Annotated in this window: 12 protein-coding genes; 11 read left to right on the forward strand and 1 reads right to left on the reverse strand. The window is 48.4% G+C overall.

Translation table 11 applies throughout. The features are described 5' to 3' along the window. The first annotated feature begins 28 nt into the window (after window positions 1-28). Both cls and tig read left to right on the forward strand, forming a co-directional pair. Window positions 29-1,504, forward strand: a complete 1,476-nt coding sequence (gene cls, locus K0036_RS01800) for a cardiolipin synthase (protein ID WP_025645767.1) — start codon at window positions 29-31, stop codon at window positions 1,502-1,504. Between the two features lie 118 nt (window positions 1,505-1,622). Then, entirely contained in the window at window positions 1,623-2,678 is a 1,056-nt protein-coding gene (gene tig / locus K0036_RS01805; protein ID WP_173694226.1) for a trigger factor, read from the forward strand. A gap of 75 nt (window positions 2,679-2,753) precedes the next feature. On the opposite strand, the gene K0036_RS01810 is transcribed toward tig, so the two are convergent. Beyond that, a complete protein-coding gene (locus tag K0036_RS01810; RefSeq protein ID WP_025645763.1) occupies window positions 2,754-3,779 on the reverse strand; it encodes a LacI family DNA-binding transcriptional regulator in 1,026 nt (341 codons plus the stop codon). Between the two features lie 250 nt (window positions 3,780-4,029). Between K0036_RS01810 and K0036_RS01815 the strand changes: the two genes are divergently transcribed. The 9 genes from K0036_RS01815 to K0036_RS01855 all read left to right on the forward strand — a co-directional run bounded on the left by K0036_RS01815 (window position 4,030) and on the right by K0036_RS01855 (window position 14,855). Further along, entirely contained in the window at window positions 4,030-5,166 is a 1,137-nt protein-coding gene (locus tag K0036_RS01815; protein WP_220430581.1) for a Gfo/Idh/MocA family protein, read from the forward strand. Window positions 5,167-5,179: 13 nt separating this feature from the next. Next, window positions 5,180-6,094, forward strand: coding sequence for a sugar phosphate isomerase/epimerase family protein (locus tag K0036_RS01820; RefSeq protein WP_220430582.1), 915 nt, complete (start codon window positions 5,180-5,182; stop codon window positions 6,092-6,094). Between the two features lie 36 nt (window positions 6,095-6,130). Continuing rightward, window positions 6,131-7,162, forward strand: a complete 1,032-nt coding sequence (locus K0036_RS01825; protein ID WP_220430583.1) for an autoinducer 2 ABC transporter substrate-binding protein — start codon at window positions 6,131-6,133, stop codon at window positions 7,160-7,162. Between the two features lie 72 nt (window positions 7,163-7,234). Further along, window positions 7,235-8,728 (forward strand): sugar ABC transporter ATP-binding protein, encoded by a 1,494-nt coding sequence (locus K0036_RS01830; RefSeq protein WP_244095238.1) that lies wholly within the window; start codon window positions 7,235-7,237, stop codon window positions 8,726-8,728. Between the two features lie 12 nt (window positions 8,729-8,740). Further along, complete coding sequence (locus K0036_RS01835) at window positions 8,741-9,781, forward strand: ABC transporter permease (RefSeq protein ID WP_173694223.1); 1,041 nt, start codon at window positions 8,741-8,743, stop codon at window positions 9,779-9,781. Between the two features lie 86 nt (window positions 9,782-9,867). Then, the gene (locus tag K0036_RS01840) at window positions 9,868-10,752 is read left to right on the forward strand and encodes an ABC transporter permease (RefSeq protein ID WP_173694222.1); all 885 of its coding nucleotides are present in this window, start codon (window positions 9,868-9,870) and stop codon (window positions 10,750-10,752) included. A gap of 16 nt (window positions 10,753-10,768) precedes the next feature. Beyond that, window positions 10,769-12,772, forward strand: a complete 2,004-nt coding sequence (locus tag K0036_RS01845; protein ID WP_220430584.1) for an FAD-dependent oxidoreductase — start codon at window positions 10,769-10,771, stop codon at window positions 12,770-12,772. A 12-nt stretch (window positions 12,773-12,784) separates the two neighbouring features. Continuing rightward, window positions 12,785-13,636, forward strand: a complete 852-nt coding sequence (locus K0036_RS01850; protein ID WP_220430585.1) for an electron transfer flavoprotein subunit beta/FixA family protein — start codon at window positions 12,785-12,787, stop codon at window positions 13,634-13,636. Window positions 13,637-13,661: 25 nt separating this feature from the next. Further along, entirely contained in the window at window positions 13,662-14,855 is a 1,194-nt protein-coding gene (locus K0036_RS01855) for an electron transfer flavoprotein subunit alpha/FixB family protein (RefSeq protein WP_220430586.1), read from the forward strand. Window position 14,856 lies beyond the last annotated feature (1 nt).

Consider the following 14,856-nt stretch of genomic DNA (forward strand, 5'->3'; position numbering starts at 1 on the left):
AAATAACGAGATTTTTAAGGAGAGTAGCATGCTTCATACTGTGACGGAGGGAATTGGAACCGTATATTGGTGGATACTTGACCATCTGTTTCTTATCAACATCATATTTGCGCTGCTGATCATATTTTTTCAGCGGAGGAATCCGACGACGGTGTGGGCGTGGCTTTTGCTGCTTTACTTTATACCGGTGCTGGGATTTGTGCTGTATCTGGTGCTGGGGCAGAATTTCCGCAAGGACCGGATGTTCAAGATGAAGGAGATTGAAGGAGAGATCAAATATGCTGTCCGGCGGCAGGAGGAATCGATCTATCGTAGGAAATTAAGGCTTCGGGATCCAGAACTTGAGCGGTTCAAAAGCCTGATCTTATATAACCTGAACGAAGGAGAAGCAGTACTGACGGATAATAACGATATCAGAATCTATACGGATGGACGGGAGAAGTTTAATGCGCTGCTCACAGAGATGGAGCATGCGAGAAACTACATCCATGTGCAATATTATATTATCCGGAATGATGAACTGTGGCAGGAGATAGAAGAAGTCCTGGTCAGGAAGGCGAGACAGGGAGTTGAAGTCCGGGTGCTGTTTGACAGTATGGGTTGCAGAGGGATGCGCAACTCAGACTGGGTGCGCCTTGAGAAGGCAGGTATTGAGGTGGCGGAATTCTTTCCGGCGATCTTCGGCCAGCTCCAGTTACGCGTGAATTACCGGAACCACAGGAAGATCGTGGTTATAGACGGAAGAATCGGATTCGTGGGCGGATTCAACATTGGAAGAGAGTATGTGGGGAAGGATAAGAAGTTCGGGTATTGGCGGGATACGCACATCTGCATCGAAGGCTCGGCAGTCACTTCCCTGGCAGTAAGATTCGTGCTGGACTGGAATTACGCGGCTAAGGAAAATCTGTTTCTGGAGGATCGGCTTTTTGAGATTCCGACGTATATCCGGAACGGACGCGATCCGATTCAGATCATATCAAGCGGCCCGGATTCCAGAAGCCAGGAGATTCGTGACAATTATCTGAGGCTGATTCATATGGCGAGGAAAAGCATCTATATTCAGACCCCGTATTTCATACCGGATGATGATATTGCGGATGCCCTGGTGATTGCCGCCAAGTCTGGAATCGACGTGCGTATCATGATTCCCTGCAAGCCGGATCACCCGTTCGTATATTGGGCAACCTACTCTTATCTGGGCGAGATGATCGAGGCAGGAGCAAGGTGCTACACTTATGACAATGGATTCCTCCATGCCAAGTGCATGTGCGTGGATGGACTGGTCAGCTGCATGGGAACTGCCAATATGGACATCCGCAGCTTCAGCCTGAATTTTGAAGTCAATGCGGTGATCTACAGCGCCAGGACGACGGAGAGGCTGATGGAGGCATTTGAGAACGATATTACCAAGAGCACTCTGGTAACAAGGAAGAAGTACGAGCAGCGCAGTCTCCTAATCCGAATCAAGGAACAGTTCTGCAGGCTGCTCTCGCCTGTGCTGTAATCGGCAGGGCAGATTCTTAATAAAGAGTGAAATATGTGTGAAAATGCTTTGAAAGTTCTGTTAAATGTGCTATAACATAATAGTGCGATTTAACGGAAAGTATAATAAGAGGTGTAAAATGAAGAAGAAAATTGTAGTGCTATTAACAGGAATACTTGCCGCATCCATGATGCTGGCAGGCTGCGAAGGGAGCAAGGGTCTGGAAACAGACAGCCTGAAAATATCCCAATATAAAGGAGTAGAAGTTGATAAAGTCAGCAAGCCGGATGAGATTACGGATAAAGACGTGGAAGATGCGATCCAGGCAACGCTTCAGACCAATGCGACCACTAATGATATCACTGACCGGGCGGTGAAGTCGGGGGACACGGTGAATATTGACTTCGTAGGAAAGATTGACGGAGTAGAATTTGAAGGCGGATCAGGAACAGACTACCCGCTGACCATAGGTTCCGGCCAGTTTATTGAGGGATTTGAGGACAGCGTTGTGGACCATAATATCGGCGATACCTATGACTGGGAGGGCAAGTTCCCGGATAATTACAATAAAACGGAATATGCAGGAAAGCCGGTAGTATTTACCATTACGGTGAAGTCCATCAGCGAGCAGGTGGTTCCGGAACTGAACGATGAATTCGTAAAAACGGTTTCCGAGAAATCAAAGAATGTAAAAGAGTATAAGAAGGAAGTAAAAAAGCAGCTGGAAGACGATGCCCAGACTACTTACAAGGATACGCTGACCCAGGAAGTATGGCAGAAAGTCCTGGATAATACAAAGGTGAAAAAGTATCCGAAGAAGAAGGTAAAAGAGATCTCTGATTCCCTGGTCGAGCAGTATAAAACGGCAGCGGAGTATTATCAGACAGACTATGAGACATTCCTTAAGGAGCAGATGGGAAGTTCTGTGGAAGATTTCGAGGCCCAGGTGGACGAAGCAGCCAAATCAAGCGTTAAGCAGCAGCTGGTGACGGATGCCATCGCGGACAAAGAAAAGATCAAAATGGATGATAAAGAGTACGAGAAGCAGTTGAAGAAGATTGCGGACGCGTACGGATATGAAGATGTCAAAGCAGTTAAGGAAGCAGCATCCGAGGAAGACTTAAAGGAGATTGCACTGAATAACATGGTGAAAGAATGGCTGACAGAGCACTGCGTGCAGGTTGCTTCCAAGTAAGCCAAAGAAAATAAAAGAACTGATAAGAAGGCAGGCGAAAGAGCGCTCTCTTATCAGTTCTTTTTTTGTTCCAACTTAGGATTCCGCTGCTTTAGGAAGCAGCGTTGAGCCGCGCACGATTAATTCTGTGTTCAAAAGAATCTGCTTGGATGATGAGGCTGGATTGATGATTTTATCAATCAGCAGTTCGCAGGACTGATACCCGATCTGAAAGCAGGGCTGTTCGATCGTGGTCAGCGGCGGGATGCACATGACAGACAGATCAATATTATCGAATCCAACGACAGATAGATCTTCCGGCACCAGAAGCCCCAGTTCGTGGGCAGCGTTAATGGCCGCAACCCCATATACGTCTGAAGTGGCAAAAATGGCGTCTGGCCTGTCGGCCTGGCTTAGCATATGATAAATGTTGGAAAAAGCCAGTTTATAATCTGTGGTTGACAGATGAATGATCCATTCGGGCCTGACAGGAAGCCCGGCTTGCTCTAATGCCTGACGGTATCCCTTTTCCCGGTGGCGGGCATATTTAAAGGATAAATTCGTGTTGATAAGACTGATTTTTTCGCGTCCCGTCGAGATCAGGTAATCTACCGCTTTCTTGGAAGCGGCGGAATCATCTATGCTGACATAAGATACCCGGTCATAATTCTCGGCATATTCCGAACACATGACGGTTGGACAGCGGAAACTTAGATCCTCCAGAATCTTTTGCTGAGGCATATTGGACATGATGACCATTCCTGCGATGGAATTATTCCTTATCAGTTCTTCAAAATCTTCGCTTCTTGAATAGCGGTCCCGGGTCTCCAGGATCAGCACATGATATCCGTTCGCGTGGGCGCAGCGGTGTATCCCTTCCAATACGGGAGAGTTAAAAGGATTATCCAGATTGGGCACGCATACCATGATGATCTTGCTCTGCGCTTCTGAGAGCATCGATAATGTTTTCGGGATAAAGTTTAATTCTTTCATAGCCAGTTCTACTTTTTCTAAAGTGCTTGGCTTGATATTTCCTTTATTGTTAATGATTCTTGATACTGTTGCGATGGATACGTCAGCCATATCTGCAACATCCTGTATCGTTGGTTTTTGCTTCCCCATAAAACCTCCAAATATTTCCAATTATTTTAACCTACTTATAATATTATATGTTTTTCATGAAAATGTAAATAGAAATGTAAAATTTACAAAATAAAACAGCATAACAAATAAGCTGAGTCAATATTTATGTGCAATATACACAAGAAAAATAAAATTATAAGGAAAATATTGACAAAAATAGCATTATTGTGATATAAATAATGTAAAGTTTACGTAAATAATAATAAAATTTACAAAAAAGGAGAAAAATATGAAGGCTGCGGTAATTGGAGGAGGTTTTATTGGGAACGCGCATGTCGAGGCATTGAGAAGGCTGGGAGATGTGGAGGTAGTCGCATTATGTGACGCGTATAATTCCAGGGAGAAGGCTGACAGACTGAACATCAGGTTTGCCTATTCAGATTTTCGCAAGATGATGGAGGAACTGGAATTGGATGTAGTGCATATCTGCACACCCAACCATACCCACTACGAGATCGCCAGACACGCAATCAAAAAAGGGATTCATGTCGTATGTGAAAAGCCATTTACAAGCACAGCCGAAGAGGCTGAGGAGCTGGTAAGGCTGGCGAAAGAAAAAGGCGTGCATGGAACCGTTAATTTTCACAACCGGTTTTATCCGGCGGCAATCCAGATGAGGCATATGGTGTCCGAAGGGGAGATAGGGAGAGTTATAAGCGTTCATGGCACGTATATCCAGGATTGGCTTCTGTATGAGACGGACTACTCCTGGAGGGTAGAAGAGAGGCTGGGCGGAAAGATAAGAGCGGTTGCGGATATCGGCTCTCATTGGCTGGATCTGGCGCAGTTCGTAACCGGACAGGATATAAAGAAGGTCTGCGCTGTATTCAATACCATTTATCCCGTCAGAAAAAAAGGAACTGCCATTGGGGAATCGTTTGCAAAGACAGGCCAGGGAGAACTTGAAGAAGTAGAGGTTACGACGGAAGATGAGGCTGCAATCCTGGTCGAGCTGGAAAATGGCGCAATCGGCAGCGTGTTCATAAGCCAGGTATTTGCAGGGAAGAAGAATACCACGGAATTGCTGGTGGCCGGTACATGTGCCTCCCTTGGCTGGAACTCGGAAGAATTGGGGGAACTTGGAATTGGACACCGGGACGGCCCGAATGAAGTGCTTACGAAAGATCCTTCTTTGATGTGCGAAAAGGCAGCGGCGGCGATTGGCTTCCCAGGCGGACATGTGGAAGGATTCCCGGACGCGATCAAGCAGGGGTTTAGGCAGTTCTACGACAGCCTGAGTAAAGAAGGAGATTTCCAGTACGCCACGTTCCAGGACGGCCTGGAGGAGATTAGGCTTTGCGATGCAATCTTGAAAAGCGCGCAGACAAAGCAGTGGGTAGAAGTAGAACCGCCGGATCATGCATAGGAGGGAAGAACGGATGAAATTGGGGCTTTTGACATCGATAATGCCAACGAGCAGTTTGGAGGAAGTGATAGAATTCGCGGCACAGCAGGGATTTTCCTGCATAGAGGCCGCATGCTGGCCAAAGGGAAGGGCAAAGAGAAGATATGCAGGAGTCACCCACATTGATGTGGAACACCTGGATGACGGGCAGGCCGCACGGATTAAAGATCTGTGCAGAACTAGAAATGTAGAGATATCCTCCCTGGCCTATTATCCCAATGTGCTGGATGAAGACGAGAATAGCAGAAGGGCAGCGGAAAGTCATCTTAAGAAGGTGATAGATGCCTCCAGGAAACTGGAAATCGGAATGGTGACGACGTTTATAGGGAGGAATCACAATAAGACCATCGAAGAAAACCTGGAGATCATGAAAAAAATATGGACGCCGCTGCTTAGATATGCGGAAGAGAGGGAGATAAGGATCGCTATAGAAAATTGTCCTATGCTTTTTGGCAAGGAACAGTGGCCTGGCGGACAGAATTTGTTCGGCGCCCCAGCTATATGGCGGGAGGTATTTGAGATACTGCCAAGCAGCTGCCTGGGGATTAATTATGATCCTTCCCATTTTATCTGGCAGATGATGGATTATATCCAGCCGATCTATGAATTTAAGGATAAGATTTTTCATGTACATATCAAGGATATTAAGATTCATAGGGACAGGCTGGATGACGTGGGAACCATGGCTTACCCCTTGAGTTACATGCAGCCCAAGATACCGGGGCTTGGAGATATTGACTGGGGAAGATTTATTAGCGCCCTTATGGATACAGGCTATGACGGCGCAGCCTGTATCGAGATCGAGGACCGGGCATTTGAAGGAAGCGCCGAAGACATTAGAAGATCAATTATTCTGTCAAAGCGGTATATGGAGCAGTTCATCATTTAGATGCAAATCTATCAAAATACAAAGGAGGAAGAAAGTATGATGAAAAAAATGTTGAGTGTAGGCTTGATTCTGGCAATGGTGCTGTCGCTTGCGGCGTGTACGGGAAAGAGCAAGGAGGCGGGAAAAGACGACGAAAAGAAATCCAAATCTTCGGATGGCAGTTATGAGATTGCCATCGTCCCTAAAGATACTACCAATGACTGGTTCCAGTGCATTGCACAGGGCGGTGAAAAGTTTGGGAAGGAAAAAGGATGTACCGTCTATATGAAGGGCGGGACGTCGGCAGATGCATCATTACAGATCGAGGTTATCGAAGACCTGATCGCGTCCGGCGTTGACGCGCTCTGCGTAATCCCGAATGATATTGATGCGCTTGAAAGCGTGCTGAAGAAAGCGCAGGATGCCGGAATCGTGGTGGTTACCCATGAAGCATCCACGCAGAAGAATACGGAATATGACCTGGAGGCCTTTGACAATGCGCAGTTTGGAGCAACGATCATGGATTCTCTGGCATCCCAGATGGAAGAGAAGGGTCAGTATTGCGTAATGGTAGGAAGCCTTACCAATGGCTCCCACAACGAATGGGCAGATGGCGGCATCGCAAGGCAGGAGGAAGAATATCCGGATATGGAACTGGTAGGGGACAGGATTGAGATCAAGGACAACTCGGAGACTGCTTATGAGAAGGCCAAGGAAATGCTGAAGACCTACCCTGAACTGAAGGGATTCTTCGGGACGGCAGCCCAGTGCGTGCCAGGAGTGGCAAGGGCAATTGAGGAACTTGGCCTGGTAGGAAAGGTATCCTTATGCGGAATGGCATTGCCAAGCGCTGCCGGAGAATATATTGAGCGGGGAACAATGGAGACTATTGTTGCGTGGGATCCTTACGAAGTGGGATATGCCATGTCCAACCTGGCCTACATGATTCTCTCCGGCGAAGAGATCAAAGAGGGCATCAATCTGGGGGCAGCAGGATATGAGGACATGAATATCATGAATGATAAAGTGCTGGTTGGTTCCGGCTTCCTTGAGATCACAAAGGACAATTTGAAAGACTATGACTTCTAGAGAACTATCCCAAAGGCAGGGGATATATGGGGACAGGCGCCCCTGCCTGAGGGAGCGGGAGAAAGAAAGGATATGGCTATGTCTAATTATGTATTGAGGGCAAAGGAAGTCTGCAAGACTTTTTCCGGCGTGTATGCGCTGAATAAAGTGAACATTGACATCCGCCAGGGAGAAGTGCATTGTCTGGCCGGGGAAAATGGATGTGGCAAGTCGACGCTGATTAATATTATCTCTGGCGTATATACCAGAGACTCGGGAGAAATAGAGCTGAACGGGAAGGTATATAAGAAGATCACGCCAGCGGAGGCAATTGAAGAAGGAGTCCAGGTGATCTATCAGGACTTTGCGGTGTTTCCCAATCTGACGGTGAAAGAGAATCTTTCCATAAGCACGATGGTTTCATCCCATAAGAAGATTATGAACTGGAAAGAGTCTGAGAAAATTGCGCAGAAGGCTATGGAGATGATTGGCGTAGAACTGGATATGGATCAAGAGGTAGGAGAAATATCCGTGGCAGACAAGCAGCTGGTGGCTATTTGCAGGGCGCTTATCAACGATGCGAAACTTCTAATTATGGACGAGCCGACCACGGCGCTTACAAAACGGGAAGTAAAGACGCTGTTTCAGACGGTCCTTAGGCTGAAGCGGCAGGGACTGTCCATTCTCTTTGTAAGCCATAAGCTGGATGAGGTATTTGAGATATGCGACAGATATACCATTCTCAGGAACGGAGAGAATGTTCTGACTGGCAGCACGGAAAAACTGGATAATCGAAGTTTTGCCTATTATATGACCGGGAGGCGTTTTCTGGATGTGAAGTTTACAGCCCCAAAAAAAGGGAAAGAGCCTTTGCTTGAAGTGAAGCATCTGACGGCGGAGGGTGCCTTTTCGGATGTGTCGTTTACGTTATATCCTGGCGAGATCTTAAGCGTGGTGGGCCTGCTGGGATCTGGCAGGACAGAACTTGCCCTGGCGCTCTTTGGAATTCAGCCGGCATCCTCCGGAGAGATTATGGTTAAGGGCAGGAAAGCGTGCATCAGCAAAGTTACGGATGCGGTAGGGCTGGGAATTGGATACGTACCCGAGGACCGGCTAACGGAGGGGCTGTTTATGAAACAGTCCATCGGGGATAACCTGGTCATTTCCAAGATTGAAAAACTTGCAGGCAGGCTTGGAATTCTAAACCGAAAGAAGATGGAAGCCGAAAAGACGGATATCATGAAGCGCATGAAGATAAAAAGCCCGTCGCCGGATTATGCGGTATCTACCCTCTCAGGCGGCAATCAGCAGAGAGTCGTGCTGGGCAAATGGATTGCGCGGAATATGGACGTGCTGATTCTAAACGGGCCGACGGTAGGCGTGGATATCGGATCCAAATACGACATTCATCAGGTGATGAAGGAACTGGCGGATGAAGGAATGGGAATCCTGATGATTTCCGACGACCTTCCGGAAGTCCTGGCGGTATCCAATCGAGGCATAGTGATAAAAAACGGCAGAATTGCCGGCAGTTTTGAAACGGATGGCACGACGACAGAAATGCTTGACGAGATGATTGGTGTCTAAGGAGGGTGAAAAGTGACGTTAATAAAAAAACTACTGCATAGAAGCGAATTCTATCTGGCATTCATTATTTTGGTCTTTGCATTCTTTGTACAGGCCCGGAGCGGGCAATTCCTGACAGCCAATAATCTGGTGGATCTGTGCGTATCCATGATCGTGCCATCCATCTTCTGCATGGGAATGCTTCTGGTAGTCATTACAGGGGGAATAGACGTATCTTTTACGGCGTTGGCGAGCCTGTCTGTCTATGTGGGCATTGATATCCTTCTTCGGATGGAGTATGAAGGCAGCGTCCTTGTGGCCTTTCTTCTAGTGGCTGTACTGTCTGCCGCCCTTGCGGCGCTTAATGGGCTGTTTATTGCCATTTTGGAATTGCCGCCGCTGATCGTGACGCTGGGGACCATGTCAGTATTCCAGGGAATCCTCCTCGGAATCCTGAACGCATCATCCCAGAACGTCCTGCCTGAGGGAATGAGCAAGTTCGGGCTGGCAAGCCTGTTCCAGGTAACGAACAAGAAGTTGAATATCACTTCGGCCATGCCCTATTCCATTTTTCTTCTGGTAGGAATCGTTGTGGCAACCTGGCTGATCCTGAGACACACGATGCTGGGAAGAGGGATATACGCTGTGGGCGGTAATAAAAATGCGGCAGTCAGGATGGGATTAAAGGTAAAGAAGATCAAATTCTTTGTCTATTGCTATATTGGAGTACTGGCAGGAATCGCGGCAGTCATTCGCATCTGCATGGCAAGATATAATCCGCCCGGCAATATGATGGGGATGGAGATGAATGTCATCGCCGCTGTTGTTCTGGGAGGGGCGAGCCTAAGCGGTGGAAAAGGAACCATACTCGGAACGCTGCTCGGGATGGGACTGATGACGCTAATGGAGAACAGCCTGCTGCTTCTAGGAGTTCCGGGCTATTGGCAGACTTTATTTACAGGAATCATTATTGTCATCGGGACTTCAATTACCTCTTACCGGGCGGCGAATATAAGGAAAAGATCAGTAGACAGAAGAGGGAGTGGAACATGCAAAAAAGTAAACGAAATTTAAATAATTGGTTATTGCTATATCAGAAAGATAAAATATTTTTTCAATTGCTGATCATTGCTGTTCTTGTCTTTGGGGCTGTAGCGTTTATGAAGCCGGACAAGTTCCTGACTTCTGAAAATATCCTTTCTATGCTAACCCAGTTTCCTCAATTCGGGATTATGACATTTGGAGTAATGCTGGCTATGCTTCTGGGAGGAATCGATCTGTCAATCGTGGCTATTGCAAACCTCTCATCTATTGTCGCCGCTTTTATTATGACCGGCGGCACGGGGGCGCAGGAAGGCAGGGAGATGGCGATACTGGCAGGTATCATTGCAGCGGTTATCGTGGGGGCGGCTGCCGGTCTAATTAATGGAGTTGTGATATCGAACTTTCATGTGCCGGCGATGCTTGCAACAATCGGAACCGCCCAGGTATTCCAGGGAGTATCGATCGCGCTTACGAAAGGGAAGGCGATCAGCGGTCTGCCAGAGGCGTACTCGTCGATCGGCGGCCTTAATGTAGCGGGAATCCTTCCCGTTCCATTCCTGGTGTTTATAATCTGTGCGGTGATCCTTGGATTTATCCTGGCACGCACCACGTTTGGAGCCAATATCTATATGCTTGGAACCAACGTAAAGGCTGCTGGATACAGCGGAATCAAGGTGAGATCATATACGCTTAAGCTTTTTGTTATAGGGGGAATCCTGGCAGCGTTGGGAGGGATGGTTATGATGTCCAGAACCAACAGCGCGAAAGCGGATTATGGGGAGGCCTACACGCTGCAGTGCGTCATGATCGCAATCCTGGGAGGCGTGGATGCACAAGGAGGCGCCGGGAAGGTCCGAAGCGTGGTAGTTGCCATATTCATCGTACAGATTATATCGTCAGCGATCAATATGTTCCCGGTACTGAATACATATACCAAGACACTGATATGGGGACTTACCCTGATTGCCGTCATGGTATGGAGAATGTTCTCGAAAGATTAAAGGAAAGGAGAGCATTGTGCAAGACAAAGGCACAGTGCGGTTAGTAGATATGGAAAATGCAAGCCAGAAATTTACCAAATTATTATCACCATTCAAGATCGGGAAGATGGAGCTGAAGAATCGGTTTATCTTTCTTCCGCATCTTACCGGTTATGCAATTGATGAGGGGTGGATGGATTGCGGCCTGTTCTCCGAGCGCAACATCCAGCATTATGTGGAGCGGGCGAAAGGAGGAGCGGCAGCAGTTACAGTGAGTCAGAATGTTGACCCATACAGCATGATGTCCGACGAGTACCCGGTTGGAAGCGATCCCAGGAATAAAGAGAACTTCAGGAGGCTGGCCGCAGAGGTGCATAAGTATGGCTGCAAATGCATCACGCAGCTGAATCACGGAGGACATAATACGCTGAAGAATCCTCCGCAGATTCTTGTGGCACCTTCCCAGATGCCAGAGCCGTCCTGCCACTTTAATACAAAGGAACTTGAAAAAGAAGAACTGGAGCAGATCAAAGATTATTATGTCAAGGCAGCAACCCTGCAGCAGGGCGTGGGCTGGGACGCAGTTGAACTTAAGATTGCCCACGACGGGCTTCTTAGGACCTTTATCTCACCGTTGTTCAATAAGAGGGAAGATGAGTATGGAGGCAGTTTCGAGAACAGGATGCGCTATCCGCTGGAGATCATTGAGGCCATCCGCGAAGCGGTGGGCCCGGATTATCCCATCGGCATCCGCCTGTGCGTGGATGAATTCATAGAAGGCGGGTATTCCATGGAATACGGGCTGAAAGTCGCCAAACGGCTGGAAGAAGCAGGCGTGGATTATCTCAGTACGGATGCAGGATCATTCAGTTCCTTCTACATGGAGATTCCTCCGGCTGTCATTCCCTTAGGGTTCGCACTCTATATGAGCGCGGAATTAAAGAAGACGGTGGACATCCCCGTCATTGCCTTTGGGCGAATTAATGACCCTGTTCAGGCAGAGATGCTGCTTGAAGAGGACTGTGCAGATCTGGTTGGCATGTGCCGCCAGCTGATCTGCGATCCAGAGACGCCGAATAAGACGATGCGGGGAGAAGTAGACGATATCCGTCACTGTATCGCATGCAATGAAGGATGCATTGGAAATGACGGCATTGATGTGGAATGCGTACAAAATCCGGGGGCAGGCCGGGAAAAATATTTTGGCATTGGGACGCTTCAGAATGCAGAGATACGTAAAAAAGTCATGGTCATCGGCGGAGGAATCAGTGGTATGAAGGCGGCGGAGATTGCTGCCAAGCGGGGACATGAGGTGTCTCTCTATGAGGCGAGCGACAAATTAGGCGGACAAGTCCTTTTGATTGAGAAGATGCCCTACCGGGCAGAAGTAGGGGAGGTTTATCGATATTTAAAATACCAGTTAAAAAAATATAATGTAGCAATCCATATGAATGTGAGAGTAGAGCGGGATCTTGTGGAACGGGAAAATCCCGATGTGATTATTGCGGCCACTGGCTCTAAGGCGCTGATTCCTGATTATATTCAGATGGATGAGGCCCGTATAAAAGTGATCGATTGCAGGCAGGCGATGGAGAACCTGGAATTGATAGGGGACAAGGTGCTGGTATTTGATGACATTGGCTATTATCAAGCCAGCGGCGTGGCTGATTACGTGACGTCCCTGGGGGCTGATACGACGGTTGTTACCACCAGCAACTTCCTTGGATGCGACATCGAAGGAACCAATAACGCATTGCTGCTGCAAAGGCTGTATGAGCGGGGCACCCGGATTATTGCCTCCCACACGATCTCGAAGATTAAAGGTGACGCAGTTGTTCTAAGGAACGTATATAGCCAGGAGGAAAAGGAAATCGGCGGATTTGACACGGCTATCATAGCGGCCCAGAGCAGATCGGATAACGATCTGTACAAAGAACTGAAAGCAGCAGGTAGAGATGTGCGGGCAGTGGGCGACTGTGTCGCGCCAAGAGCCATCGAACAGGTGATATTTGATGCCGAGCTGGCAGGCAGAGAGATATAAGGAGGATGTGGGATGAACATTGTAGCATGTATCAAACAGGTTCCTGATACGAATGAAGTGAGGATCGACAGCAAGACGAACAATCTGGTCAGAGAAGGGGTTCCTTCTATTATGAACCCTTTCGACGAATCAGGAGTGGAGCTGGCTCTTCGCCTGAAAGAACGTTATGGAGGAAGGATCACGGTAGTTTCCATGGGGCCGGGACAGGCGCGGGAGGCATTGCAGCAGGCGCTGGATATGGGGGCGGATGAAGCCATCCTTCTGAGCGACAGAGTATTTGCGGGTTCGGACACTCTGGCAACCGGGTATATCCTGGCACAGTACATAAGCGGCCTCGATTACGACCTGATCCTATGCGGAGCGGAGGCGATTGACGGCTGTACCGGACAGGTGGGCCCGGTGATTGCGGAGAATCTTGGCATTCCTCAATTTACATATGTAAGTGGAGTAGAATGGGAAGATGAGCAGTGGAATATCGCAAGAAGCGTGGGCAGATATCTGGAGTACCATGAAGCAAAGGGGAAGATTCTCGCATGCGTCATGAAGCAGATTGCGGCTCCGAGAGCCGCGCACCCATGCAGCCGAAATCCGAAAGTTATAAGCGCAAGGGAAATCAAGGGACTGGATCCAGGACGTGCAGGAAGTACAGGCTCCCCTACCCGCGTGGTAAAGATTCAGATGGCAGATGCCAGGCAGAAATGCTATGTGGCAATAGATGACAGGCTGCCGGCGAGAGAAAGAATTCAGAGTATTATTAACGGAGGCATAGAGTCAAAAGAAAAGGTAGAATTGATAAGAGGGTCTTCAGAGTCCTTGGCGTATAAGATACTGAGCCTTCCGGAAGTGGAGAGAAACGTAGTCTAAGTATGCGGGGAAAGGAGTAATGACAATGATCAGGATAGAAAAAGAGAGATGTACCGGATGCGGCATCTGTATCAGAAAATGTCCTTTTGGAGCGTTAAAGATGGAAGAAGGCGTGCCTGTGGTATCGGACAGCTGCCTGGGGTGCAATGCCTGCTCGAATGAATGTCCGGCAGGCGCGATAAGAAAAGATGAGGAGAGCCTTAAGGCGGAGGATATCGGTACCTATCATGATATATTCGTGCTGGCGGAGCTGGAGCCGCTAAGCGGAAAGGTGCAGAAAGTCACACTGGAATTAATTGCTGAGGGACGGCGTATTGCTGACAAGTTGGGGGAAAAGCAAAAAACTCTGCTTTTGTGCAGCCAGATGCCCGAGGATATAGAGGAGAGAGCGGGGCGTGCGGGATGCGATGAGATCATTCTGGTAAAAGACCAGATGCTTAAAGAGTATAATACGGACCTGTATGCGGATATTGTTACTAGAATCTGCCAAAGGTACCGCCCGTCAGTTCTGCTGATACCTGCCACGGAGACGGGAAGGGACCTGGCACCGCGGGTTTCTGCCAGGCTTCAAACTGGGCTTACCGCTGACTGTACGGGATTTGATGTGGATCAGGAAGGAAATCTGATACAGATCAGGCCAACCTACGGCGGCAATATCATGGCATCGATCATCAGTCCGGGATGCCGTCCTCAGATGGCTTCCGTAAGGCCGAATGTGTTTGCGGCAGAGACAGAAGTGAATCAGAAAATGGCTGTGATCAAAGAAGAGCATATTGCGATAGATCCGGGCAGTAAAAGAACCTGCCGGACTTCGTTGGAGGAAAATCCGAAGTCCTATAAGAACGTAGCAGAATCCGATATGGTGATCGTGGCAGGCTATGGCGTGGGCAGTGCCGAGAATTTTAAGAAGATAGAGCGTCTGGCAGTCAAGATGGGGGCAGCTATCGGCGCGACCCGCAAGGTTGTGGATGAAGGCTGGGCCCCGTTCGATATTCAGGTGGGGCAGACCGGAAAAACCATTGCGCCAGAATTGTATATTGGATTTGGCGTATCCGGCGCGTTGCAGCATACCATCGGGCTTCGAAATGCGAAATACGTGGTGGCGGTAAACAGCGACCCGGCGGCCCCTATATTTGCCATGTGCGACCAGGCGATCCTGGGCGACTGCGTGGATATAGCGGAACATATGGAACGCCTGCTTGATGGCAAGGAGGGATAAA

The organism is [Clostridium] scindens, from assembly GCF_019597925.1.
Taxonomy (GTDB): domain Bacteria; phylum Bacillota; class Clostridia; order Lachnospirales; family Lachnospiraceae; genus Clostridium_AP.